We start from the raw sequence: 25,165 nt of genomic DNA on the forward strand, positions 1-25,165 counted from the left end.
TACAATTTGATTGACTAAACAACCATTTTTCTTCAGTCTTGCTTCGTGGACAGTCCGGACGCGCCTTGAGCGACCGAATCCCAAGGGCCTGCGGATGTTTCAAATGAGCAAAATCGTATCAACCTGACGCGGACAGTGTTTCAAATTTGCACAACAACTTGCATGAAACATTACACGTCGGCAACGAAATAACAAAACGCTCTCAGGTTGCAACATACCGAGAAAACAAGTTTATTTTGGATTCATACAGGACCGGCACACAAATTTTCAAGATCGTTGGCAGCAATTTTGCACAATAAATTAACCAAGCAGCTTGCCAGGAAGGTAAAAACTGCTTTATATATAGTTATCTGGAGGTTTCAAATGAAAGGAAAAAGCATAACAAAAAATGGCGTGATTCGAGGTTTGTCCCGAAACGAAACGATGCAGCTGTCACAGTTGCTGACCCCGATGCAAGAGCAGCGCATCAACGATGGCGACAGCGTTCTGGTCAAGACGGAATATATTGTAGATTCCTGGAAAGAATACTGGCTCGGCAAGGAGCAGGATGAAGAACAGGATTACTAGGCTTCGATATCGTGCTTCTTGAGCATGGCGTAAAGGTGCGATCTGGAAAGCCCTGAAACCGCCAGCATTTTCTGGATATCCTTGCCGTGGCTGCCCACGAGCCTGAGCAGATATTCCCTCTCCTTGGACGTTTTAAAGTCCTTCAACGTGGGCAGGGCCTCCTCCACTTCATTCAGCGCTTCCTCCGGCCCCGCTTCCCCATCCACTCTGCCCTTGCCTAATATGGTCTTGGCGACCCGAATACGCACCGCCTGAGGCAGGTGCTGGGCGTAGACCGTTTTCTCGGCTCCAGACAGCACAAAGGCCTGTTCTATGGTATTGAAAAGCTCGCGCACATTGCCTGGCCATTCGTAGCGTTTGAGCATTTCGACCAGCTCCGGATCCATCTCCTTGATCGGAATGTTTCGTTGCCGACACAATTTGTCGATATGGTGACGGGCGAGGATGATCACGTCATCCTCGCGTTCGCGCAAGGCGGGCAGGTGCAGCTGAATGGTGTTTATGCGGTAGAAGAGATCCTGTCTGAACTCACCGGCCTTGACCATGGCCGCAAGGTCCCGGTTGGTGGCCGAAATGAGCCTGAAATCACTCTCCAATTCCTGATTCGACCCCACCGGCCTGAAGCGACGCTCCTGCAGGACGCGCAGGAAGGTCTTCTGCGCAGAAAGCGGCAACTCCCCGATTTCATCCAGAAAAAGGGTGCCCTGATCGGCAAGCTTGACCAGCCCGATCCTGTCCCGTGCGGCTCCCGTGAAGGAGCCCTTTGTGTGACCGAAGAGGATGCTCTCAAGCAGGGATTCGGTCAGGGAGGCACAGTCGACGACAACAAAAGCGCGCGCCGAGCGCAGGCTGTTGCGATGAATGGTGCGGGCCAGCAGTTCCTTGCCGGTTCCCGTCTCTCCGGTGACCAGCACGGTGGAGTCCGAACCGCTGGCCTGGGCGATGCGCTCGTAGCACTGGCGCATGACGCTGCTCTCCCCCACCACGTCTTTCAAATCCAGGGCCATGGCCTGCCCCATGGCTTGTTTTTCCTGACGGTAAGCAAGGGCCCGGTTCAAGGTTTCCTTGATCTGCTTGATGGGCGAGGGTTTGACCAGATAGTCCCAAACCCCGCCCTGGATGGCAAGTTCAGCCCCGTCAGGATCTCCCTGTCCCGTCAATACGATCACATCGGGGGGAACCTCGTGGTTGCGAATCTGCCCCAGGGCTTCAAGCCCGTTGCCGTCAGGAAGACGCACATCGAGAAAAACCAGGTCGAATTCCAGGCTTTCCAGCCTAGCCAGCCCGTCTTTCAGGGTATGGGCGGCATGGCATTCGTGGCCGAGACGGAAAATAAGGCTCTCAAGCGTTTCGCAAACCTGCGGGTCATCGTCAATAATGAGTATCCTGGCCATCACACGTCCTTGTCCAGGACATCGCGGATGGCTCGTCCGACCATGTCCTTGTTGTACGGTTTGCTGAGGAAGAATTTTATGTTCCCGGCCTGGCCGAGAAATTCCTCGGCCTGCTTTCTCCCGGAAACCATGATCACCGGCAAATTCGGGCGGCGATCCTGCAGAATCCCTGCAACATCGAAGCCGTTCATGCCGGGCATGTCATAATCGGTAATGACCAGATCAAAGGGCAAGCCCTCATCGCAGAGAGCGAAAATCGCTTCGGCGGGGCTTTGAAAGGCATGCACTTCATAGCCGAGCTGCTCAAGAACGCGGGGAATGAGCGCCAACTGGTCCTCGTCGTCCTCGATGAAGGCCAGTCGCTCATTGCCCATGGCCAATGCGCCCTCGCATTCGCCGGGCAGGAGGCAGAGTTCGTTCATGGTCGGCAGCAGAATGTCGAAACGGGTGAACCCGGGAGTGCTTGTGAGCCTGATTTCCCCGCCGTGATTGCGCACGATGCCATGCACCACGGCCAGCCCGAGGCCAGTCCCTTCCCCCTTGCCCTTGGTGGTGAAAAAGGGATCGTAGATCTTGTCCTGTATGCTCTCCTCGATGCCCGGACCGTCGTCTTCTATGCACAACCTGCTGTAAATGCCCGGGGCAAGGTTGCCGAGCTGCGCGTCATCGCGCTCCAGGTTCATGCGGCTCAAGTGAATGGAAATATTGCCGCCGCCCTCGCCCAGAGCCTGAAATGCGTTGGTCGCGAGATTCATGACGATCTGGTGAACCTGCGTCGGGTCGGCAAGGCAAAGAGGCAGGTCGTCGTCAATTTCGGACAGGACCGTGATGTTGCGCGGCATGGAGACACGGATGAGGGCTACGGCTTCACTGACAACCTCACGCAGGTCCGTGGGCAGAAATCCTTCCTGGGTCGGACGGCTGAACGTGAGGATCTGCTTGATCAGGCCGCTGCCTCGAACCGCGGCCTTGAGGGATCGCTCCAGATCCTTCCAGTTCAGGCTGTCTTCGGAGATGTCCTCCATGGCGAGCTCGGTAGAGTTCATGATGGAAGTCAGTATATTATTGAAATCATGTGCGATTCCACCAGCGAGCGTACCAATGGCCTCCATTTTCTGGGACTGCAGGAGCTGTTTTTCCAGATTCATGGTCTGGGTGATGTCCTCGGCGGTGCTGAGGATACCGACAACCGCCCCGTGCGGTCCGTGCAACGGTACCTTGTTGACCAGCAGCCAAATGTTCTCGCCGGCCCGGTTGCGGGTCTCAAGACGCAGCCGGAATCGCGGCTCATCGGTCTTGATCACTTCCTGGTCGAGCCGAGAAATCTGCTCCGCCTCATAGGCATAGCTCACGACCTCTGCGTATTTCCTGCCATAAATGGCCGAGAGTTCGGTCTGGCCGACATGAGCCAGAAAATTCCGGTTCGCGCCGATGATTCGCAGTTCCCGGTCCTTCCAGTGCACAAGCTGGGGAATGGTATCAAGGACCAGCTGCAACATGGCTTCGGAAGCGGCCAGAGCCAGCTCCGCAGCCTTGCGGTCCGTGATGTCCTCCACGAAACCCTCGAAATGACAGAAATCGTCATTGCAGCCGCGCACGGCACGGGCGTTCAGGTTGGCCGTGATGATCTTGCCCGCGCGGGTGCGGAAAAGAACTTCGAACTCCACACTGCCCCTGTTCTGCTGATAGAGGTCGACGACCCTCTCCCGGTCGCTCTGCTGAAAATACAGGGAGGAAATGTTCGGATTGTCCGCGATCAGGTCCTCCGGACTTGCATACCCGAGCATCCTGGCCAGGGCGGGATTTGCGACCATCCAGGAGCCGTCGGGCGTGGTCTGAAAAATGCCCAGGGCCGAATTCTCGAAGATGGTGCGATACTTTTCCTCGGCCGCGCGAAGATCGTCCTCGGCCTTCTTCCGATCGGAAATGTCGTAGATGACGCCCACTATCCCGGCGTTCTCGCCCTGGGCATCGGCGAAGGTGGCCTTGTGCAGCACCGCCGGGCGCAAGGTGCCGTCGCCGTGCCGGATCTGGGCCTCGTAGGAATCCATGCGCATGTCGAGCAAAGGCGCAAAACGCGTTTCGGCCAGGGCCAGCTCCTGGGATTCAAAACCCTTGTCATGCTCCCAGCTCACGCCGAACCAGTGCTCGAAGGCCCGGTTGATGCCAGCGATGGCCCCGCCGCGGTCCGTGAAGTAGATGGGAATGGGCAGGGTATCCATGAGGGTGCGCAGAAACGAGAGCTGGTTCTTGATCCGCACCTCGATCTGCTTGCGCTCCCAAATGTTGATCACAAGCAGGATCAGCACCAGTGACAGGATGACAAGGCTGATGATGATGGTCCAGAACTGGTGCCTGTTGATGGAATAGAACGGCGAAGGCTCGTTGATGAGGATGCTGCCCTCGGGCAGGAGTTTCTGGTTGATCCCAAGACGCTTGAGCACGCGGTAATCGAACTTGGGCGGATCATCGGGACTAACGGATATCTCTATGCCGGCCGGGGATTCCCCGTCCAGAATGCGCAGCCCCATCTGGGCCACGGCCTGACCGTGGCTGTATCCGCTGATCATCTTTCCGCCCACCATGCCGTGGCCGAGCAGAAACTCCCAGGCGCTGTACAGCGGCACGCCCGTCTCCTGCCAGACTATCTCAAGAAGGTCCTGGGCCGAATACACGGCCTCGCCCACATCCTTGTAAAAGGGAATGAAGAAAAAGATGCTGTCCGCAGAAGCGAAACGCACTTTGGAAATCAGCTCATCGAGAGTGAACTCATCCAGAAATTCGACCTCGATCTCATGGGGCAGTCCGGGAATCTGGGCCCGGACCTGATTGGCAATGGCCACCCCGGTCATGCTCTGATCGCCAATGACCACCAGGCGTTTCTTGCCCGGATGAAATCTTAGCGCCAGTTCGATATTCCACGGGACCTCGAATTCTTCCAGAACTCCGGTCATGCGTGAACGCATGGGCACCTTTCCGGCCTCCACGTCATTGATTCCGCAAAAAACTATGGGCACATCGGGAAACAGATCTTCGCCGTGCTCTGAAATAAACTCGTAAGCATTGTTATCAGAAGTGACGATGAGATCAAAGCGAGTCGATTTGAATTTGAATTTGTAATAATTAAACAGTATTTCATTTATCTTCTCTCCAGAATATCTTTTTGAATCCATATATTCTATCTGAAGATAAATATTCTTTCCGCTACTTCTGAACGTTTCGCGCACGCCGTCAAATATACTGTCAGACCATTCATATCCATTATGATATGAATTTATGTAGAGCACGTTAATCTTTTTTTCATCCTGCCCAAAAGCTTGAGGGATGAATAAAAACATGAGCAGGAAAAAAAATATACTCCGCACGCGATCTCCAGTTTAATTCAATGCAAAAATTGAAACGGTTCGAAAAAGAAAAATGAATCTTTGACGAACCGTTGCAATAATAACTATTTTACTGCGTTCAAATTCTTCAAAGCGATGTAGAGAGCCTGAGTGCCCATGTTTTCCAAACCCTGCGCCATGGCTGCGACATAAAGCTGCTCGACCAGAGCGAGGCCGGGCAAGGCAATGCGCAGTTTCCTGGCTTCGGCCAAGGCGATGCCCATGTCCTTCACGAAATGCTTGATGAAAAAGCCCGGATCATAGTCATCCTTGGCGATCCGGCGCCCAAGATTGTTGATGGACCAGGACCCGGCCGCCCCGCTGCCGATGACGTCGATGACGTCGTCCACGTCCAGGCCGGACTTCACGGCGTACAGAAGGGATTCCACGACCCCGATCATGGTCCCGGCGATGAGAATCTGGTTGCTCATCTTGGTATGCTGACCGGAGCCGGGAGCGCCCATGAACCGGATGTTCTTCCCCATCTTTTCAAAAAGGGGCAGGGTCCGGTCGAAGGCTTCCTGCTCGCCGCCGACCATGATGGCCAGGCTCCCGCCGCGCGCACCGAGATCGCCTCCGGAAACCGGGGCATCCAGCGCGGCCACGCCACGGGCCCGGGCCGCCTCGTGAATCTCCTTTGCCAGGGCAGGTTCGGAGGTGGTCATGTCCACAAGCACGCTTCCCGGCGCGGCCATCTGCACAAGGCCGCCCTCGCCAAGATACACGGCGCGCACATCGGCCGGATACCCGACGATTGTGAACACGAATTCCGAATCCGCTGCGACTTCGCCCGGTGTGTCGCACCATTTCGCACCGGCGGCGATGGTGCTTTCAGCGGAAGCCTTGGTGCGTGTATTAACCCTGACGTCATGTCCTGCCGCAAGAAGATGCCCGCACATGGAACGCCCCATGACTCCGATTCCAACCCAGCCTATTTTGCTCATGATTCCTCCAGAGTTTATTCAAGATAAATGCCAATTGCCAATCCAGAGCTGCCTTCCGGTTAAGACCGAACGCGGCCGGACAAAATGAAAAAACAAAATAAAAATAATAATTTAAGCATGTTATATAATTATTTGCCAAATTTAAAAAACGTACATATAATGAACGATTATTTAGGATTCAAATTAGACCATACGAGGTTGCCATGATCTGCCAGAAATGCGGAAGCGACAGTGTCGCCGAGGAAACCATCTCATATCAGATGGAATGCCGTAACCACTTGTTTTGCTTCGAGGATGTACCAGCGCCCAAATGTTCGGAATGCGGACATTTCACCATAACTCAGGAAGCCATGGGTATAATGCTGACCAAGATCGAACAGCTGTCGCAAAAAGCCACCATATCCTACCACAGATGCAGATGGCCCAAGTCCCAGCTTCTCGACGAACAGGCCCAGCAGGATGTCGAAATTCAGGTCGCTGCGGAACTCGTGGAAACAATAAACAAAAGTTCTCGCAAATAGCATTTCGCGATTCCATCGAAAAAAGCCGCACATCGCGGCTTTTTTTTTTTGGACTTGCCTGCACCTAAAGTCAAATCTCCCGCGCTGATGGCCCAGGCGATACTTTTTCTTGCCGCCCACGCACAGTCAAGGCTTTTTCCACTCCAGCACTCCGATCTGCATGCGTAAGGATACTCTGCGCATTATCTGCTTCATCAGCATATCCCCCTATTCAACTTACGTATCCATCCCGATAGACAAAATAAATTTATTACGGCCGTATTCGGCACGCCGAAAATTTTGAAAATCCACTATCAATCACGAAAAACCCTTAGCGCCTATAAGTGAAAAATACTGTTCAATGTCTATTAAAATGAAGGGTAAAACTATTTATCAACTCTTACAAATAACAATGGCTATGGTCTGATTTCATTAATTCGGCGATTCGAGCGAGAAAAAAGTACGCCACGCCCCGATCAGTTCAAGCCTTGCGATCAAAAAATCCAGCAATGCTCCTGTGCGGTTCGTGCAACGAAGACAGAACAACCGAATCAAGTGCCGTCGGTTCAACCCACGCAAAAACGAAGAGAACACGCTCATGACAAAAAAACGAATTCTGCTGGTCGAGGATGACAGCCTGCTGCGGATGGGCCTCAAATCCATGATCGACATGCACGGCGAGTACATTATCGACGACGATGTCGCCACTGGGAAAGACGCGCTGCGATCATTTCAGTCGCAAAGACAGGATGTGATTCTACTTGATTTGCGCCTCCCGGACATTCCAGGTACGGAGGTTCTGCAGAGAATCAGAGAACTCGAGCCCACCGTGAAGATCGTCGTCCTGACAGCCAGTGACGACAACGACTTCATCTTCGATGCCCTGGAGCACGGCGCCAATGCCTATGTTCTGAAGGGATCGAATCCGGACGAGCTCTTCCTGGCCGTGCAGTATGCCCTGGACGACGCCCTGTTTATCAGCCCACACTTGGCCAAGGTCATCGTCAGGGACTACCTTCTGGTGAACAGGCAACGCAAGGCACTGCCACCAATGCAAAACCTGACCGTCCGTGAAAAGGAAATCGTGAGACTCATCATAGACGGCTGGAAAAGCAAGGAGATCGCCGAGTCCCTCTTCATCAGCATCAAGACGGTGGACAAGCACCGCTCCAACATTCTCGGCAAGCTCGGCATCAACAGCTGCAACGAATTGCGTCACGGCAGTCTCTTTCTGCCAGAAGACGAAAACGATGCGGGAAAGCATTTCAAACGGACCAGATCTTCCACCAAACTTTAAATCGCAAAGTCCCGAAGATCCGATCGCACAGGAAGACGTCGAAGGGCTTGCGAACATCGAGGTGTGCCGGATGCAGGAAAGCAATTTGAACTGTCGGCAAAAAACGGTCCTCGTGGTCGATGATGACGAAATTTGCCGTTTCGTCACTGCGGAAATTCTGCAAAATCTCGGCCTCAAGGTCGACCTTGCCGCGAACGCCGATCAGGCGACTGCCCTCGCCAAAGCAAAAAACTACGACCTGATCCTGCTCGACTTGCACATGCCTTCCATGAATGGAATGGATCTCGCGCGACATCTGCAGGAAAGGGGGCTGGCCAAGGAAGACAAAATCTGTCTGCTGACTGGCGAAGAGCGGGAACCCGGTTTTATAAAAAAGCTTGCGGGAAACTCCCTTCGGATCTTCCACAAGCCCCTGGAACTCTCCCAGGTCATGTCTTTCTTCTCCACCCGAACAGATGAAGTCCCGATCGAAGCCGTCGCTGAAACATTGAAGATCAAAGGTTTCGACATGTCTCACGCGCTGGCAAATTTCCTGGGAAACGAATCCGCATTTTTCAACATATTGCGCGAGTTTCCCGGCTATGGAGCAAGATTCATCTCCGACTATTCAAAGCACCTGGAAAACAAAAACATCAAGGAATGCTCGCGTCTTGCGCACAGCATCAAGGGATCGTCACTCATGATAGGGGCCAGGGAGATAAACACCCTGGCAACGGATCTTGAATCGGCATGCCATGGAACAGCAGACATGCAATCTGTCGGCGAGATCTTCAAAAAACTCGAAGCGCTCATCCTTGAAGCCTCGGAGAGCATCAAAAAACACTTTCAACACGACAACGCATAACGTTTCCCACCATAAAAAAGGGCCGCCCAAACAAACGCCTGGCCAGCCCACCTCGCAGGAAAGCATGCAGTCCCGTGCCCTGCCCTCGTTTTAGCAAGACTCTTAACTGGCTGCCTTAAAAATTCTAATTCCGCAGGCCGCTCAAAAATGATGAAATGCACGGAAGCGGAAAAATCCAGGACGCGCGCCATGCGCATACACAAGCGGTCTGGATTTTTTCGCTGACGCAGCAGATCGCCTTTTTGGGGCGGACAGTTAAGCTGATCTCTCCATTCGGAAAAGGCGCACACCGGCCGGATGATCCTCAAGCCTGAGGCCCATGCCTGCCAATTGTGCGCGCAGCGCGTCAGCCTGCACAAAATCTTTGGCCTTTCGGGCCGCCTCACGGCGTCCGACCAGATCCGCAGCCTCACGCGACCAGGATTTTTGAGCCAACGGCAAACGCGCATGGTCCAGAAAACCAAGCACCCGGTCGCAGGCCAGAAGCTGCTCGGCCACCAGCGCGGCTTCGTCTGTGCTCATCTTTCCGGCACGGGCGTTGACGGTCTTGGCAAAGGCGAAGAGCGCCGGCCAGAAGTGGGCCAGATCGAGATTGTCGTCGAGCGCCGTGGCAAAAGCGGTTTTCAAATCGTAAATCGCCTGCTCGAGTTGCGGGGATACGCCATTTCCCGAGCCACCCAGGGAAGCCGATACATAGGCGTCCTGCAGCCGGTTCTGGTTCTTGACCCACATGGCGAGACTTTCCGGCGAATAGGCGAGGGACTTGAGGTAGGAAGCGGACAGCAGCCACAGCCGCAGGGCAGGACCGGTGCCCGCGACGGCGAGGGCATCCGTGAGCGACGGCACCGTCTCGCCCTGTTCGCGCGGGGTTACGGGCTGAGAAACCATCCAGGCCATGGGCCGCACTCCGGCCCCGGCGCTCCAGATGGCGCAGAAATTGTCCAGATGCGGGAAACGGTGCGACTCGGCGGCAAACATGACCGTGACCGAACCCAATGCGTCCAGGGCCGTGGCGGCCAGCTGCAGAAACCAGCTCGGCCGGACCTTGCCCCATTCGGTCTCAATCACGTCCCCAAGCTTGAGATCCTGCAAGGTGGCTCTTTTGAGGAGCGTGAAGTCGGCTGGATTATCCTTCGCATAATCGGCCAGATCGACGGTGTAACCCAGATTCATGCCAGCGGTGTCCACGCAAGAGATCTGGCCATACGTCTTGTCCCGAGTCACGTCGAAATAGACGGACCTGAGCTTCTCGTAGGCCTGGCCCTTGGCCAACAGCTTGCGCGCAAGGCCCAGGGCACGCTCCTGACTGTCTCCGGCCAAGGGAAAAAGCACGGTATCGGACACGCCCAAGGCCTTGGCATGGGCGAGCATGAATTCCCGCGCCCTCTGTCCGAAGTCCTGCAATCCGGCCTTGGCCTCTCGGGCCGCAGCAAGAGCGCGATCATCCATATCCGCAAGGCCAACAGCCAGGCGCACGTCCTGCCCCCGCTCGACCAGGGCCCGGGCCAGCACGTCCAGCCAGACAATGCGCCGCCAGACATCCAGCTCGCCCAGGTCGTCGAGGCTCGGACCAGGCGTGAACAGCGCATGTCCGCCGCCCGGACTGCCCAGACATTCGAGGCAGCCGCTGGTCACGCTGCGCACCCCGAGGCCATGCCGGGCCAACGGCGAGAAAAGCGTGGTCGAGAGATAGCGTTCTCCCGTATCCGGACAGATGAATACAATGAGCCCCTCTTTTCCGGCCTCATCCAATTCTCTGGCGATGCGCAACGCTCCGGCCAGGGCCGCCCCCGCGCTCATACCGGAAAGAATGCCCTCTTCACGCGCCAGCTGACGCGAACAGGCGAAAGCCTCCTCATCCTCGACGTGGATGATCCGGTCCAGGGCGTGCTTGTCATAAATCCCGGGAGGATATGACTCCTGCATGTTCTTGAGCCCCTGAATCTTGTGCCCGGCATAAGGCTCCACCGCCACGACCTGAATGCCGGGAGCCGATTCCTTCATGCGCTTCGCTATGCCCATGGCCGTGCCAGAAGTGCCGAGGCTTATGACCACGTGGGTGGCCCGCCCTTCGGTCTGTTCGATGATCTCGCGGCCCGTGCCCATGTAGTGTGCGGCAATGCTGGCCGGATTGTTGAACTGGTCCATGAGCACATAGGTCTGCGGCTCTTCGCGCGCCAACCGGTACGCTTCCTCGATGGCCCCGTCAGTGCCGAGACGACCCGGAGTCAGGCGCAACTCCGCCCCGAAGGCGCGCATGATGCGTTTTCGCTCCTCGGAAGCGGAATCGGGCATGAGCAGTGTGAGCTTGTAGCCCTTGACGGCGCAGACCATGGCCAGCCCGACCCCCGTATTGCCGCTGGTGGCCTCGATGACGATCTTGTCCGGGGTCAGCTCGCCCGAGGCCTCGGCCGCTTCGATCATGGCCAGGGCCACGCGGTCCTTGATGGAACCGCCAACGTTCTGGGCTTCGAGCTTGGTCGCCAGACGAATGCGCGAGTGAGGAAAGACGCGGTTCAGATAAACGATCGGAGTGGCCCCGATGAGAGAGAGAATGGTCGGATGAATCATAGAAAAAACCCTGCTGATGGATTGGACGCAAGGTGCGAAATCTATGGCAAAAGACGATGCGGGGCAAGGGGCTGACAAAGGGGGCATCGGCCCCCTTTGGAAGTCCTTCCGTGTCAGTTCCTCGTCCTGCTTCGCACCGGTACCCTGCTGGCGCTCCAACGCGGCGTGCAAGAACACCCATCAATCTTACAGTATTGTAAATATTTGCCTGATTAAAATCGACGTCACCGCCCCGCACGTAAAGCAAGGCCGCGCATCACATATTTTATACATATATTCGTTCATGTTACGAAAAAATATCAACCATGGCTTTATCCTTGCTTTCAATCAGGCCACGTGTCGCCCGTAAGGCCCTGATTTCAAGCACCAAAAAATGACAAGGCAACGACAAAATGAACAATACAGACATGTTATGGATAATCATCTCGGCTTCGCTGGTATTTTTGATGCAACCGGGATTCATGTGTCTTGAATCGGGAATGACCCGATCGAAAAACTCCATTAACGTTGCCATCAAGAATTTTTCCGATTTTGTACTATCGGCGGCAGTATTCTGGTTGCTGGGTTTCGGCTTCATGTTCGGGGATATTTCGTGGGGACATTTTCTAACCACAGGCTTCGCTCCCACGCTGGAGGACGCGACGGGCTTCAAGGCGGCCTTCTTCCTCTTCCAGGTCATGTTCTGCGGTACGGCCACGACGATTTTTTCCGGGGCCGTGGCCGAACGCATGCGTTTTTCCTCCTATCTCATCACTGCCCTCATTTTCTCCCTTTTTGTATATCCGATTTTTGGCCACTGGGCCTGGCACGGATTGGACTCCGGCCGATTGACAGGCTGGCTCGGGGAAATGGGATTCGTGGATTTTGCCGGCTCCATGGTGGTACATGGTGTAGGTGGCTGGCTTTCACTGGCGGCACTCATAGTGATCGGGCCGCGCAAGGGCAGGTTTCCGGCGGATGGCCCACCGCGCGAGATCAATGCCAGCAACCTGCCCCTGACCGTCCTCGGAGCTTTCCTGCTTTGGCTCGGCTGGTTCGGATTCAACGGCGGATCCACTCTCGCACTCAGCTCGGACGTCCCGCACATCATAGTACGCACGGTACTGGCCGGAATCGCGGGCGGGTTCGCCAATCTGCTCCTGGGCTGGCTAACCACCCGGACTCCAAGGATCACGTATCTCATCAACGGCGTCCTCGGCGGTCTGGTGGCTGTAACCGCAAGCTGCCATGCCGTGGACAATACCGACGCCGTTTGTATCGGCCTGGTGGCAGGCGCGGTCTGTCTTGGATGCGAAATGGCGTTGGTGCACCTGCGTATCGACGACGCCGTCGGTGCCGTACCCGTGCATCTGGGGTGCGGAATCTGGGGCATCCTCGCCGTGGCTTTCTTCGGCGATCCTGCGGCGCTGGATACCGGACTGGGCATGTCCGGTCAGCTCTGGGCTCAGTGCGTCGGCATTTTTGCCGCCTTTGCCGTCGCCTTCGTGCTGCCTCTTGTCGTGCTCAGGTTCATAGATTCCATTTTTCCCCTGCGCGTGGCCCCCATCGACGAAGATACGGGACTTAATGTCAGCGAGCACGGGGCCCGCACCGACATCCATGATCTTTTCGATATGCTTGACAGGCAGGCCGTCACCAGGGATTTCAGTCTGCGCGCCCCCGAGGAACCCTTCACGGAGGTCGGGCATATCGCCCAACGTTACAATCACGTGCTGCACGCCCTGCACGACGCCGTCTCCAAGACCGAGGCCATCGTCAAGAGCGCCGCCGATGCCATCATCGTCTTCACCACGGACACGCTACGCATCATCTCCGCCAACCCCGGAGCGAGCCTCATCTTCGGGCATCCCGCCCTGCACCTAGAGGGGATGTCCATTCCCGACCTGCTACCCGCCTGGAGAATTTCCGATACCGACAACAACGAAACCTCCTTGTTTCACGCCATGCGCGCAAGCAACCAGGTAGAGATCACGGGACGCAGGGCCAACGGCTCCCAGGTGACCCTCGAGGCTGTGATCACGCAGTCGAGCGGACACACGGGAGACTTTTTCATCGGCACCTTCCGCGACATTTCCGAACGCAAGCGCTACGAAAACGAACTGCGCAAGGCCGAAGAGAACTTCCGGGGAATCTTTGAAAACGCCGTGGAGGGAATGTTCCGGACCACCCCTCATGGGCGGTACCTGCAGGCCAACCCCGCGCTGGCAAGAATTTACGGATTCGAAAGCCCGGCCGAACTCATGCGCCACTACGACGACATCAGTCGCCAGCTCTATGTCGAAGCCGGGCGCAGAGAGGAGTTCACCAGGCTGCTAGGGAAAAATAATGAGATTTTCGACTTCGAATCGGCCATACGCCGCAAGGACGGCTCCGTCATCTGGATTTCGGAGAATGCGCGGGCAGTGAAGGACGCGGCGGGAAACGTCGTCTGCTACGAAGGCACGGTCATGGACATCACCCAGCGCCGTGCGATGCAGCAGGCGCTGGACCGGCAGATGGCCCTCTTTGGCCAGCTGTTCGAGGATTCCCCACTGGCTATCGCCCTGGTGGACACCGTGGGCCGCATCGTCGAGGTCAACGGTGGCTTCGAGACACTTTTCGGCTACAGGCGCAACGAGATTCTGGGCAAGGACAACAGGCTCTTCATCGTGCCCGAGGAGCAGCTGTCCGAGATCAACAGCACCCGCCAGCGTATCCTCGACGGCGAGACGGTGCAACGGGAGACGCTCCGGCGAACCAGCCGGGGCGACATCGTCCCGGTCAACATTCTGGGACATCCGGTGCGCATCGGCGGCGAAATCACCAACATATTCTGGATCTACCAGGATATCTCCGAGCGCAAGGAATTCGAGCGGCAGATCACCCATCAGGCCTTCCACGACTCCCTGACCGGCCTGCCGAACCGCTCCCTGTTCCAGGAACGCCTCGGACGCGCCGTGGAAAGGACAAAGAGACGGCCCGACTATCACTTCGCCGCCATGCTTATAGACCTGAACAAATTCAAATGGGTCAATGATTCCCTCGGGCATCAGGCCGGCGACGCCCTGCTGGTGGAAATAGCTTCACGCCTCAATTCCTGCGTGCGCAGCGTGGACACCGTGGCCAGGTTGGGCGGAGACGAGTTTGCTGTCCTGCTCGAAGAATTCCGAACCAACAAGGAGGTCATCGCCGTGGCCAGCCGCATCCAGAGCGAGGTGCGACGCGCCTTTCTCTGGAACGGAAAGGAGATTGTCTCCGGGGCCAGCGTGGGTATCGTGCTGCAGACACGCGACTACGGTCGGCCCGAAGACATCCTGCGGGATGCGGATATTGCCATGTACAAGGCCAAGGAGCGTGGACGCGGTCATCTCGTTTTCCACAACCGCATGCGTCAGGAAGTGCTGGAGGTCATCAACATGGAGAACGAACTGCGGCGAGCCATCGAAGAAAATGACCTGGAACTCCACTACCAGCCGATCTTCGATGTCGAGGGAGGAAAACTCGAAGGGTTCGAGGCGCTCGTGCGCTGGCGCCATCCGGAACGCGGCATGATCATGCCCGACCGCTTCATTCCCCTGGCGGAGGAATCCGGGCTGATCGTGCCCCTGGGGCAGTGGGTGCTCAACGGGGCCTGCAGGCAGCTGAAAATCTGGGATGACGAGAGCGGGGCCGCCGACTACGGCCTGACCATGAGCGTCAACCTTTCGTGCAAGCAGTTCGCCCAGCACACCCTGGTCGAAATGATTTCCAGAGCGCTGCGCGAGAATGACATCGTTCCGCCGCGCCTGAAGCTTGAAATCACCGAGAGCGCCATCATCCTCGATCCCGCCGCCGCGACGGAAAAGCTGCGCCGCTTGAAAGAACTCGGAGTGCTCCTGGCAGTGGACGATTTCGGAACCGGCTACTCTTCCCTCAGTTATCTGCGCCAGTTTCCCATGGACATCCTCAAGATTGACCGTTCCTTCATCAGCGGCACGGACACGCCCAAGGAGAACGCCGAGATCGTCCGCTCCATCGTAAACATGGCCCACAGCCTGGGCCTCAGAGTCACCGCCGAAGGCGTGGAGACGCAGGAGCAGCTTGATCGCCTGCAATCCATCAACTGCGACCGCGCCCAAGGCTACATGTTCTCAAAACCCATGGCTCCTGCCGACGCCGGGAACATGATTCGTGCCGCGGTTTTGCAGGGCGGTCCGAGCTGAAATCGGAAAAGAAAGAGGGGTTAAGACCGTTTGACCTTAACCCCTTTGCTGTCTCTTGACCTCGGTCTTCTTGATCATAAATATTTGTATTTATAACTATCGAGCACAAGCCCTTGATGCGACAAAAGCCACCCGTTGCCGGCTGGCTTTGTACAGGAGACAGCGAAATCATTTACGCGTGCGCTCAAGGCACCGCGATCATCGGCATGTCGTACCAGATCAGGGCGTTTGAGAAACAGGCCAGTGCCCGGCCAAGCCGGGCTACTCTTCAAGCTGCTCCACCCCGAGCCGCGCCCATTGCTCCTGCGCCTCGGCCTGTGCTGCTGCGACCCGCTGGGCTTCCCACGGTTCGATGACCAGGGCTTCGGCCACCAGCTGCCAGAGGTATTTCACCTCGTAGGTGCAATCCGGGTAGAACTTGGGGATACGGCGCATGATCTGGTCGCGGCAGTTGGAGCAGCCCACGACCACCACGTCTGCTCCAGAGTCCTTTATCTGCTGATATTTGTAGCGCGCGTGCCAAGCCGACTCCTGTTCGAAGGGCATGGGCCACATGCCGCCGCCCGCGCCGCAGCAGAAATTCTTTTCGCGGGTCGGTGTCAGTTCCACGAAATCATCGACGCATGCCGTCACGATCTCGCGAGGTTCGTCGAAGTAGCCCTTGCCGTAGTGCGCAGCCAATTCGCGCCCATGCTTGCACGAATCGTGAAAGGTGAAGCGCCGGCCCTTGTGCACGCTCCTGTCCAGGCGGATGCGGCCCTCACGGATCAGCTTCAGAAGGTAGTCGTAGAGATAGACGAAATCGACTGCATTGCCCGGGTTTTCCGCCACAAGCGCGGACATGCCCTTGCGGCAGCCATAGGAGCCGCCACCGCAGTCTGGCATGATCATGGTCTTTATGGCGCAGGACTGCATGTATTCGATCTTGCGGCGGGCAAGTTCGCGATTGCCTTCGTAGTTGCCGGTGAAGAGGGCCCAGTCAACGGCCTCCCAGCCGGTGGACGGCACGGTCCAGTTTTCGCGGGCAGCGTAAAAAATCTTCCACCACCAGAACTGGTCCTCGAAATCGCCGTACACTTCCTTGGAATTTGGAAAAAAGAGAATGTCCGCACCCTTCTTGTCAACGGGAACATAAAAGCCGGGACACTCTTCAGCCAGGTCTGCGCCCAGATCGCGCATGCCTTCGAGGTAGTCCTCGCGGCTGATGCCCAGATTGTTGCCCGTGGCCAGGTTGTTGGCCATACCCTTGTGCAGCGATCCGGGAACCGTCTCGCGCGGGCGCAGGCTCTTCATGTGGGCCATGACGGAAGGTATGTCGATACCCGCCGGGCAGACTCCTGCGCAACGGCCGCAACCCGTGCAAAGCCATGGAAAATTGGAAGCCACGACTTCATCCGTCATCCCGTTGGCCAAAAGACGCATGACCTTGCGCGTGTCCCATCCCGCCATGCCCGGCGTACCCGTGATCGGGCATCCATTGGCGCACGAACCGCAGACCAGACATGCGGAAAAATCGAACCGCTCCAGAAAGGAGCGCAAATCCTGACTCATGAAACAAGAAGAAGTGCTCATGGCGACCCCTGCCCTAAAAAATTTTGCACACGATTTTGCAACTGAAAAAGTATCCTGCAGATATTTTCACAAGTCAACATTATATGTTCGTTTTCGAAAATGACAACTGACTCGCTACAGCTTGAAATTCGCCAAAGTTGGCTACTCATCACGCCTGAGAAAAATTTTTCAATATAGTCGAAAAATCAGAAAAGAAAATACATATAAATAAGTATACACCCTCTCCAAACTCTTGAATTTTTAAACATATCAAGCTATACGCGCAAAACGAGAACGTCCACACCACAAATCAAAGGACCGTCAATGCGCATCGGACTAGCTACTGCCCCCGTTCCCGTGTCGCTGGAGCATTCGCTCCGGAATATCCTCGATTTCATGGATCAGGCCGCCTCTTTCGACGTGGACCTGCTCTGTTTTCCCGAAGCGTATCTGCCCGGAATGCGCGGACAGCATTTTTCCATCCCCCTGTGTGAACAGGCCGAACTGCGCGATGCTCTCGAGACGGTCTGCAGAGCCTCGGCCGACCACGAAATAGGAGTCATCCTGCCCATGGAGTGGCCTTCGGAACAGGGACGCTACAACCTGGTGCAGGTCATTTCGCCCGAAGGAAGGATCATGGGACGCCAGTGCAAGACACAGCTCGATCCAGGCGAAGAAGGGATCTATATTCCCGGCAGAGGGCGGCAGATTTTTGAAATGAACGGAGTCAAGTTCGGCGTGGCCATCTGTCACGAGGGATGGCGCTACCCGGAGACCGTTCGCTGGTCTGCGAGCAGAGGGGCGCAGATCGTCTTTCATCCCCAATGCACGGGCAGCAACTCGGCCGGACGCACTTCCCAGAAATGGGGAGATCCTGACGGGCCCTATTACGAGATGGCCATGGTCTGCCGCAGCGTTGAAAACGGCATCTATTTCGCCAGCGTGAACTACGCCCTTGATTACCAGGATTCGGCCACCAGTCTGGTCGCGCCTGACGGGTCCTGTCTTGCTCACCAGCCCTACGGGCAGCCGGGGCTTCTGGTCCAGCAACTGGAATTGGAACTGGCCACCGGCCTGACTGCCAGGCGCTACGCACCCGACCGTTACTAGGACGCTTCTTTCACGAATCAAGTCCGAACTTCTTCATCTTGCTGCGCAGGGTGACCCGCGTCACCCCAAGCACGCGCGCAGCCTCGCTCTTGTTGTGCCCCACCTGTTCCAGGGTGCGTGCAATCGCCTCGCACTCCGCATCCTCCAGTGATTGGCCGCCGGCAGTAACCGTGCTCGACTTTTCGGTACCGCGCAGGCTGGCGGGCAGGTCGTTCTCCGTGACAAATTCCCCGGGCGAGAGGATGACCGCGCGCTCCACCACATTCTCCAGTTCGCGCACGTTGCCCGGCCAGTCGTAATGAAGCATCAGGTCCATGACTCTGGGCGAAAAACCGCGATAGGTCTTGCGGTTGCGTTCGGCAAAGCGGTGCAGAAAATGTCGGGCCAGAAGTGGGATATCCTCGGGCCTCTCCCTGAGCGCGGGGACACGCAGGGCGATGACGTTCAAACGGTAGTACAAATCCTCGCGGAAGCCTCCGTCACGGACCTCCGCCTCGAGATCCCGATTGGTCGCGGCGAGAACTCGAACGTCCACGCGGATGGACCTGTCGCTGCCAAGACGCTGCACCTCCCCCTGCTGCAAGGCGCGCAGAAGCTTGGCCTGCAGCGCGGGAGCCATCTCTCCGATTTCGTCCAGAAAAAGCGTGCCTCCGTCGGCCTGCACAAACCGTCCGTCCCGCTGTCGTTGCGCTCCGGTGTACGCGCCCTTTTCATGCCCGAAGAGTTCGCTCTCGAGCAGATTTTCAGCCAACGCCGCGCAGTTGACCGTGACCAGGGGCCTTTTTTTGCGCGGACTCCCCTCGTGCAGCGCTGTGGCCACCAGCTCCTTGCCCGTGCCGGATTCGCCCAGAATCAGCACGGAAGCTTCGGACGGCGCTACGGCCCGGATCATGGCCGCAAGCTCGCGCATGGGAGGCGAGTCGCCGATCATCTCCGAAACCTGAGCCGCAGCACCGCCGCTGTCCTGCTCCGAACGATGCATCCCGCCATGCTCCAGCGCCCGTTCAAGACCGCCGCGCAGCTCCTTGAAATCAAGCGGTTTGTGCAGATAATCCAGCGCTCCGGCTTTCAGGGCCTGGACCGCGACGTCCACGGAAGAATAGGCGGTCATGATCAGCACGGGCAGATAGGGGTTGTAGCTCTTTATCCGCCGCAGGGCCTCGATGCCATCCACCTCGGCCATGCGCACGTCGGTCAGGACCACGTCATAGGCGCGCTCGCGCACCCTGGCCACGGCCATGGCTCCGTCATCCGCCGTGTCGACCTCGTACCCCCAGCTGCCAAGCATGGCCACGAGCATGGTCATGTGGGCCCGGTCATCATCAACAACCAGAATTCGCGCCGCCATCAGCTTTCTCCCTTGAAAGGCATATCAAGAACCACCTGCGTGCCCTGCCCCGGTTCGGACGCAATCCGCACCTGTCCGCCATGGGCCTCGACCATGGTTCGCACAGTTGCCAGCCCAAGGCCGGTGCCCTGATTCTTGGTGGTGAAATACGGTTCGAAGATCCTGTCCAGATCGCGTGCGGGGATTCCATGTCCCGTGTCGGCTACCCGCAATTCAAGCCGATCCTTCACGCGCTGCGCGGAAACGGTCAGGACTCCGCCGCCCGGCATGGCCTGGATGGCGTTCAGGAACAGGTTCAGGAGGACTTGCAACATGCGGTCGGGGTCAAGGAGCACTGCTTCAAGCTCAGGGATCCTTGTCTGCACGGTGATGCCCTTGCCGAGACAGTCTCCTTCCACGAGTTTCAAGGCATGCCGGACCAGGGTGTCCACCGAACTGGGGACAAGGTTTGGCTGTACAGGGTGAGTCAACTCAAGAAGTTCGGTCACTACACGATTCAGACGATCAACCTCGCCGATCATGACTTGGGCCAAATCCCGATCCTGCGTCCCTGCCTCGAACTTGTTCCCGAAATAGGTGGCAAACCCCTTGATGGAACTCAAGGGGTTTCGGATCTCATGAGCCACTCCGGCGGCCAGGGTGCCGAGCGCGGCCAGACGTTCCTGCCGGGCCACCTCTCTTTCAAGCCCGGCCACCTTGCGGCGCCAGAAAAGCGTGACCGCCCCGGCAAAGGTCAGGGCCAGGCCAAGACCTCCGGCCATGGCCAGAGTCAGAACATCCTTGCGCACGGCACGCAGGTAGAGCGAGGCGTCAAGGCCCACGGCAATGAGCGTGCGCTCCTCCATTGAATTCGGCAGGGCGTCGTGCGCCATGCCCCCATGCATGGCCCGCCGGGGTGGACGGGAATAACGATAGACCACAAAAAGTGGATCTTCGCCCGGGTGGATGATCGTCCACGCGGGTTCGGTGGATGCGGGCAAGGCGGACAGCGTCTCGGCCGTGATCCCGCTTCCGGGCTCGGCCTCGCTCAAGGCCTCGAATCGCCCTGCGGCATCGACCAGACCCAAAAAGCGCAGGTCCCCCTGCCGGATCATCTCGTCCATGAGAAAGCGCAGACGAAACTGGCGCCCCTCCTGGCCGCGCATGCCCATCCGCCGGGCAGCCTCCACGGAACGGATCAGGGTCTCGCCCTGGGTGGTCAGGATGCGGGCGATGGTGCGCTGCTCCCGCGCCCGCCCCTCCACGGCGAGCCAGATCAGGATCATGGCCGCCAGTACCGCCGGAACGAGCAGGGCCAGGCCGCGCCGTCGCCAGAAGCTGGATGTCGAAAAAGGAGCCTTGCTCTTCATTGCCCGCGCCGTCCTTGCAGCAAGGCATGCCCGGCACGCCTCGCGGTCTGATTGTGATCCTCGAACATGAAAACTATCAACGAAGTCCACATCTAGCAAATACCCTGCCTGCCCGTTGCCAAAGTCGCTGCAAGAAATCATCATTTCTTCAAGACGGGGAAACAATCCTTGCTATTTCACCGAATAAATCAATTCAAATCCGGATGAAAATTTTTTCACCGCTTCTTCCGACCTTTTTCCAGAGGCCTCATGGCGGACTTCGAAAATCATCAACCATGGGCGCATTGCCACGCCGCAGAGGATTTCGTAGGCAGGCCGAAAAGGAGCATATCATGAGTCTCGGTGAACTGCAGGAAGATGTCGATGCCTGGGTAAAGACAATTGGAGTCCGCTATTTTTCCGAACTGACCAACCTTGGCATTCTCATGGAAGAAGTCGGGGAAGTGGCCCGCATCATGACCCGTCGTTACGGAGACCAGAGTTTCAAGGAAAACGAGAAAAACGATCTGGGCGACGAGCTTGCCGATGTCCTGTTCGTGCTGACCTGCATCGCCAACCAGACCGGAGTCGATCTGACGGAGGCCATGCGCCGCAATCTGGAAAAGAAAACCCTACGCGACAAAAATCGCCACAGGAACAATCCAAAGCTGTATTCGACCTGAATCTGGTCAAGTTCTGACCAGGAGCTTCGGGCAGGTGGTCAGGTTCTATCCGCCGCAAGGCGACCCAAATCGCAACGAATACCTGAAAAAACATTAAAAGATCAACAAATCGGGTAGTTGGACAAGCAAGACCATTCTGGCACGGCCCTTGATATCCTCTCTGGTACAATCGGCATTTTAAAACCATTCGGAGGATCTCATGAAAAGAACGACAAGCATCGCAATCCTGGCCATTTTCGGCATCATCGCACTCAGCACCCTGACCTTCGCCGGCCCCATGCGCGGCATGGGCGGCAAAGGCGGAGCCGGGGATTGCCCGGGCTGGAACAGAAACCCTGCCATCCAGCAATTGCCCCAGGAAAAGCAGGACCAGCTCAAAAGCATCCTGGACGAACACCGCAAGGACACGACTCCCACGCGCAACGCCATGTGGGAGAAGCACACCCTGCTAAAAGCCCTGTCCGGCAATCCCAACACCAAGCCCGAAACCATCACCGCCCTGGTCGGCGAATTGAGCGACCTGCGCCTCCAGATGCAGACCAAGCGCGAGGCCCTGCAGGCCCGGGTGAGCAAGGAAATCGGAATCGATCTGCCCATGGATTTCGGAAAGCATGACCGTCGGGGCATGGGCGGATCAGGTTGCGGTCAAGATGACTGCGGTCAGCGCGGCATGGGTCGGGGCATGGGTCGGGGTATGGCTCCCGCAACGAACGACGCTCCCGTCACTCCGGGCGCCTGAAAAACACAGGAACATCCCTTGACAGCAATGGCGATCTCGCCTGCAGGGCGGCCTTCGGGCCGCCTTTTTTGTTCTTGCCCACTCGGGCGAGGGAGCCTATAGCCCTGAACCATGAGCCTTTTTTCCAGCAAACCCCTGCCCCAGCCCTCATTCCTGCCCATGACGCGCCAAGAGATGGACCAGCTTGGCTGGGACGAACTCGACGTACTCCTGGTCAGCGGTGACGCCTACGTGGATCATCCTTCCTTTGCCATGGCCCTGCTGGGCAGGACGCTGGTGGCACACGGATTCCGCACCGGCATAATCACCCAGCCCCGCTGGGACGATCCCGCCGACATGCTCGTCATGGGGCGCCCGCGTCTTTTCGCCGGAGTCTCGGCCGGAGCCATCGACTCCATGCTGGCCCACTACACGGCCTTTCGCAAAAAACGCTCCGAAGACGCCTACACGCCGGGCGGCCTGGCAGGAGCCCGGCCCAACCGGGCATGCATCGTCTACACCAACCTGCTGCGCCGAGCCTTCCCTGGCTTGACCATAATCCTGGGCGGCATCGAGGCCTCACTGCGACGCATCACGCATTACGATTTCTGGACGGATGCCCTGCGCAAACCCATCCTCCTCGACGCCAAGGCCGACGCCGTGGTCTACGGCATGGGTGAACGGGCCATCATGGATATCGCGGCCCGGTTGCAGGCAGGCCGGGACATAATAGGCATCCCCGGCACTGTCGTCGCCGACGGCGATCTTCCTGCGGGAATCGAGCTTCCCAGCCATGAAGACATGCTCGCAGACCCAAAGGAGCTGATGCGAGGCACGCTCCTGCTTGAAAAGCAGGTCCACGACGGCACGGAATGGGCTGTGCAGCGCGTCGCAAACCGCTCCATCCTTGTCGCGCCGCCCGCCACGCCGCTGACCACGGAGGAAATGGACAGGGTCTATGCCCTGCCCTACGCCCGCAAGGCCCATCCCTCTTACAAACAGACCATCCCGGCCGAGGAGATGATCCGCGATTCCGTGACCAGCCACCGCGGCTGCGGCGGCGGTTGCTCGTTCTGCACCCTGGCGTTGCATCAGGGTCGACGCATCGCCTCACGCAGCCGAGGCTCCATCCTGGACGAGGTCCGCCGCATGGCGGCAAGTCCGGACTTCAAGGGCCATGTGTCCGATGTCGGCGGCCCCAGCGCCAACATGTGGGGAGCGTATTGCGACAAGGAAGGCCAGCCCTGCAAGCGCGCAAGCTGCATGACGCCAACCGTCTGCCCGCACTTTTGCATGGACCAGAAGGCCCATCTCGACCTGCTGCGAACCCTGCGCCGCACCCCCGGGGTGCGAGGAGTGCGCGTGGCCAGCGGAGTACGTTTCGATCTTGCCCTGAAAGACATGACCGCCCTTGGCGGCTATCTGCGCGAATTCGTGGGCGGTCAGCTGAAAATCGCGCCCGAACATGTCTGCGACCATGTACTGCGACTGATGCGCAAGCCCGGCAACCGCGTTTTCGAGGAATTCCTGACGATCTTCGCCCGCGAATCAAAACAGGCGGGCAAGGAACAATACGTCATCCCCTACCTGATGAGCGCTTTCCCTGGCACCACCGACGACGACATGCGCGCTCTGGCCCAGTGGCTCGGCAGCCGCGGCTGGAAGCCGAGGCAGGTGCAGTGCTTCATCCCCATCCCCGGAGCCGTGGCCACGGCCATGTATCATGCGGGCATCACACCGGAAGGCAAACCCGTCCATATACCACGCAGCGACGAAGAACGGCTGCGCCAGCATCGCATCCTGCTCCCTCCAGAAGAAAGATCATCCAGGCGTCCCGTGGATGCCAAGTGCGAACCCGGTCCGAAAAAATGCGCGAACCGATGTGCAGCACCCTCGCGAAATGCCGGACACGCAAAGAAAAAGTCGGGCCGCAAAAAGAAACAATAGCTGGTCCACGGGCCATGCCCATCCCAAATTCTTATTTCCGGAGCACACGCGGACGGGATGACTTTTTTGTGTCCTTTATTTTTCTTGCACACTTTTCAAGAAGAGAATTGTCTTTTTCAAAAATATACTGTAAAATCAAACAGAAGAAGATTTTTACAGTGAGCCCGAACCTTACGGGCCAGGGGCCGAAGACCAATCGCGGCAAAATACCTCGACAAAGTTGATTTTTTTTTGAAGAACATGAAGAGAATAACTTCCCATAGTTCTTGATTTTTATTATGAAGTTCTGAATTTTCATGGCGGACAGCGTCTCATGATCCGAGCCATCGGCTTGGACATTGACCGATCTGCCTGGAACGAATGCCCGGCGTCCATGAACCATCCCTTAGTGGATCATGAGTTTTCCCGAATCGCAATCTGGAGCGAACAATGAACAAAAGCGAACTTATTCAGTCTCTTGCCGAAAAAATCAAGATCTCCAACGATGAAGCGTCCACCATCGTGGACAGCTTTTTCGACTCTATGCGCGATGCGCTGCTGCGCGGAGACCGGATTGAAATCAGAGGGTTCGGCAGTTTCAAGATCAAACAATATGAAGGATATACCGGCCGCAACCCCAAGACCGGGGAATCGGTGCAGGTCAAGCCCAAGAAAATGCCTTTTTTCAAGGCAGGCAAGGGACTGCTGGACTATCTCAACGGCTAGGACCGTTGACATGAGGGGCCGTTTTGACGCAATTGCTCGCGGCACACCTTAATAAAAGGCTGCAATCGGTTCGTCCCGAACGGATTGAAAGTCT

General features: G+C 57.2%; 18 protein-coding genes. 11 read left to right on the forward strand and 7 right to left on the reverse strand.

Annotation, left to right across the window (positions count from 1 at the left end; genetic code table 11):
* Window positions 1–363: 363 nt before the first annotated feature.
* Window positions 364–567: a hypothetical protein gene (locus tag CVU60_02105; protein PKN43171.1), complete on the forward strand. Its 204-nt coding sequence runs from the start codon at window positions 364–366 to the stop codon at window positions 565–567.
* On the opposite strand, the gene CVU60_02110 is transcribed toward CVU60_02105, so the two are convergent.
* From CVU60_02110 to CVU60_02120, 3 genes are all read right to left on the reverse strand, one after another.
* The gene (locus CVU60_02110) at window positions 564–1,961 is read right to left on the reverse strand and encodes a Fis family transcriptional regulator (GenBank protein ID PKN43172.1); all 1,398 of its coding nucleotides are present in this window, start codon (window positions 1,959–1,961) and stop codon (window positions 564–566) included. The two genes, CVU60_02105 and CVU60_02110, sit on opposite strands and share 4 nt — an antisense overlap.
* A complete protein-coding gene (locus tag CVU60_02115) occupies window positions 1,961–5,326 on the reverse strand; it encodes a hypothetical protein (protein PKN43173.1) in 3,366 nt (1,121 codons plus the stop codon). Before CVU60_02115 ends, CVU60_02110 begins: the two co-directional genes overlap by 1 nt.
* An 83-nt stretch (window positions 5,327–5,409) precedes the next feature.
* Complete coding sequence (locus tag CVU60_02120) at window positions 5,410–6,288, reverse strand: oxidoreductase (GenBank protein PKN43174.1); 879 nt, start codon at window positions 6,286–6,288, stop codon at window positions 5,410–5,412.
* 203 nt (window positions 6,289–6,491) lie between these two features.
* On the opposite strand from CVU60_02120, the gene CVU60_02125 reads away from it, so the two are divergent.
* The 3 genes from CVU60_02125 (at window position 6,492) to CVU60_02135 (ending at window position 8,929) form a co-directional block, all read left to right on the forward strand.
* A complete protein-coding gene (locus tag CVU60_02125) occupies window positions 6,492–6,809 on the forward strand; it encodes a hypothetical protein (GenBank protein PKN43175.1) in 318 nt (105 codons plus the stop codon).
* Window positions 6,810–7,386: 577 nt separating this feature from the next.
* A complete protein-coding gene (locus CVU60_02130; protein ID PKN43176.1) occupies window positions 7,387–8,085 on the forward strand; it encodes a DNA-binding response regulator in 699 nt (232 codons plus the stop codon).
* The gene (locus CVU60_02135) at window positions 8,039–8,929 is read left to right on the forward strand and encodes a hypothetical protein (GenBank protein ID PKN43177.1); all 891 of its coding nucleotides are present in this window, start codon (window positions 8,039–8,041) and stop codon (window positions 8,927–8,929) included. The genes CVU60_02130 and CVU60_02135 overlap by 47 nt, the downstream gene beginning before the upstream one ends.
* Window positions 8,930–9,184: 255 nt before the next feature.
* On the opposite strand, the gene CVU60_02140 is transcribed toward CVU60_02135, so the two are convergent.
* Entirely contained in the window at window positions 9,185–11,500 is a 2,316-nt protein-coding gene (locus tag CVU60_02140; protein ID PKN43178.1) for a cysteine synthase, read from the reverse strand.
* A 392-nt stretch (window positions 11,501–11,892) separates the two neighbouring features.
* On the opposite strand from CVU60_02140, the gene CVU60_02145 reads away from it, so the two are divergent.
* Window positions 11,893–15,681, forward strand: coding sequence for a diguanylate cyclase (locus CVU60_02145; GenBank protein ID PKN43179.1), 3,789 nt, complete (start codon window positions 11,893–11,895; stop codon window positions 15,679–15,681).
* A 116-nt stretch (window positions 15,682–15,797) separates the two neighbouring features.
* A complete protein-coding gene (locus CVU60_02150; protein PKN43180.1) occupies window positions 15,798–16,037 on the forward strand; it encodes a hypothetical protein in 240 nt (79 codons plus the stop codon).
* On the opposite strand, the gene CVU60_02155 is transcribed toward CVU60_02150, so the two are convergent.
* Complete coding sequence (locus CVU60_02155) at window positions 15,943–17,253, reverse strand: (Fe-S)-binding protein (GenBank protein ID PKN43181.1); 1,311 nt, start codon at window positions 17,251–17,253, stop codon at window positions 15,943–15,945. The two genes, CVU60_02150 and CVU60_02155, sit on opposite strands and share 95 nt — an antisense overlap.
* Before the next feature lie 303 nt (window positions 17,254–17,556).
* Between CVU60_02155 and CVU60_02160 the strand changes: the two genes are divergently transcribed.
* Window positions 17,557–18,342 (forward strand): carbon-nitrogen hydrolase family protein, encoded by a 786-nt coding sequence (locus tag CVU60_02160; GenBank protein PKN43182.1) that lies wholly within the window; start codon window positions 17,557–17,559, stop codon window positions 18,340–18,342.
* 10 nt (window positions 18,343–18,352) lie between these two features.
* On the opposite strand, the gene CVU60_02165 is transcribed toward CVU60_02160, so the two are convergent.
* Both CVU60_02165 and CVU60_02170 read right to left on the reverse strand, forming a co-directional pair.
* Window positions 18,353–19,690 carry a two-component system response regulator gene (locus CVU60_02165; GenBank protein PKN43183.1) on the reverse strand — a complete coding sequence of 446 codons (1,338 nt, stop codon included), beginning with the start codon at window positions 19,688–19,690 and terminating at the stop codon, window positions 18,353–18,355.
* On the reverse strand, window positions 19,690–21,183 hold the full coding sequence (locus tag CVU60_02170) for a two-component system sensor histidine kinase ZraS (GenBank protein PKN43184.1): 1,494 nt from the start codon (window positions 21,181–21,183) through the stop codon (window positions 19,690–19,692). Before CVU60_02170 ends, CVU60_02165 begins: the two co-directional genes overlap by 1 nt.
* A gap of 188 nt (window positions 21,184–21,371) precedes the next feature.
* On the opposite strand from CVU60_02170, the gene CVU60_02175 reads away from it, so the two are divergent.
* The 4 genes from CVU60_02175 (at window position 21,372) to CVU60_02190 (ending at window position 25,071) form a co-directional block, all read left to right on the forward strand.
* The gene (locus CVU60_02175) at window positions 21,372–21,701 is read left to right on the forward strand and encodes a pyrophosphatase (protein ID PKN43185.1); all 330 of its coding nucleotides are present in this window, start codon (window positions 21,372–21,374) and stop codon (window positions 21,699–21,701) included.
* Window positions 21,702–21,900: 199 nt separating this feature from the next.
* On the forward strand, window positions 21,901–22,440 hold the full coding sequence (locus CVU60_02180; protein ID PKN43186.1) for a zinc resistance-associated protein: 540 nt from the start codon (window positions 21,901–21,903) through the stop codon (window positions 22,438–22,440).
* 111 nt (window positions 22,441–22,551) lie between these two features.
* Window positions 22,552–24,366 carry a YgiQ family radical SAM protein gene (locus tag CVU60_02185; protein ID PKN43187.1) on the forward strand — a complete coding sequence of 605 codons (1,815 nt, stop codon included), beginning with the start codon at window positions 22,552–22,554 and terminating at the stop codon, window positions 24,364–24,366.
* 429 nt (window positions 24,367–24,795) lie between these two features.
* Window positions 24,796–25,071 carry an integration host factor subunit beta gene (locus tag CVU60_02190; protein ID PKN43188.1) on the forward strand — a complete coding sequence of 92 codons (276 nt, stop codon included), beginning with the start codon at window positions 24,796–24,798 and terminating at the stop codon, window positions 25,069–25,071.
* Window positions 25,072–25,165 lie beyond the last annotated feature (94 nt).

It is taken from the genome of Deltaproteobacteria bacterium HGW-Deltaproteobacteria-18 (assembly GCA_002841885.1).
Lineage (GTDB): Bacteria > Desulfobacterota > Desulfovibrionia > Desulfovibrionales > Desulfomicrobiaceae > Desulfomicrobium.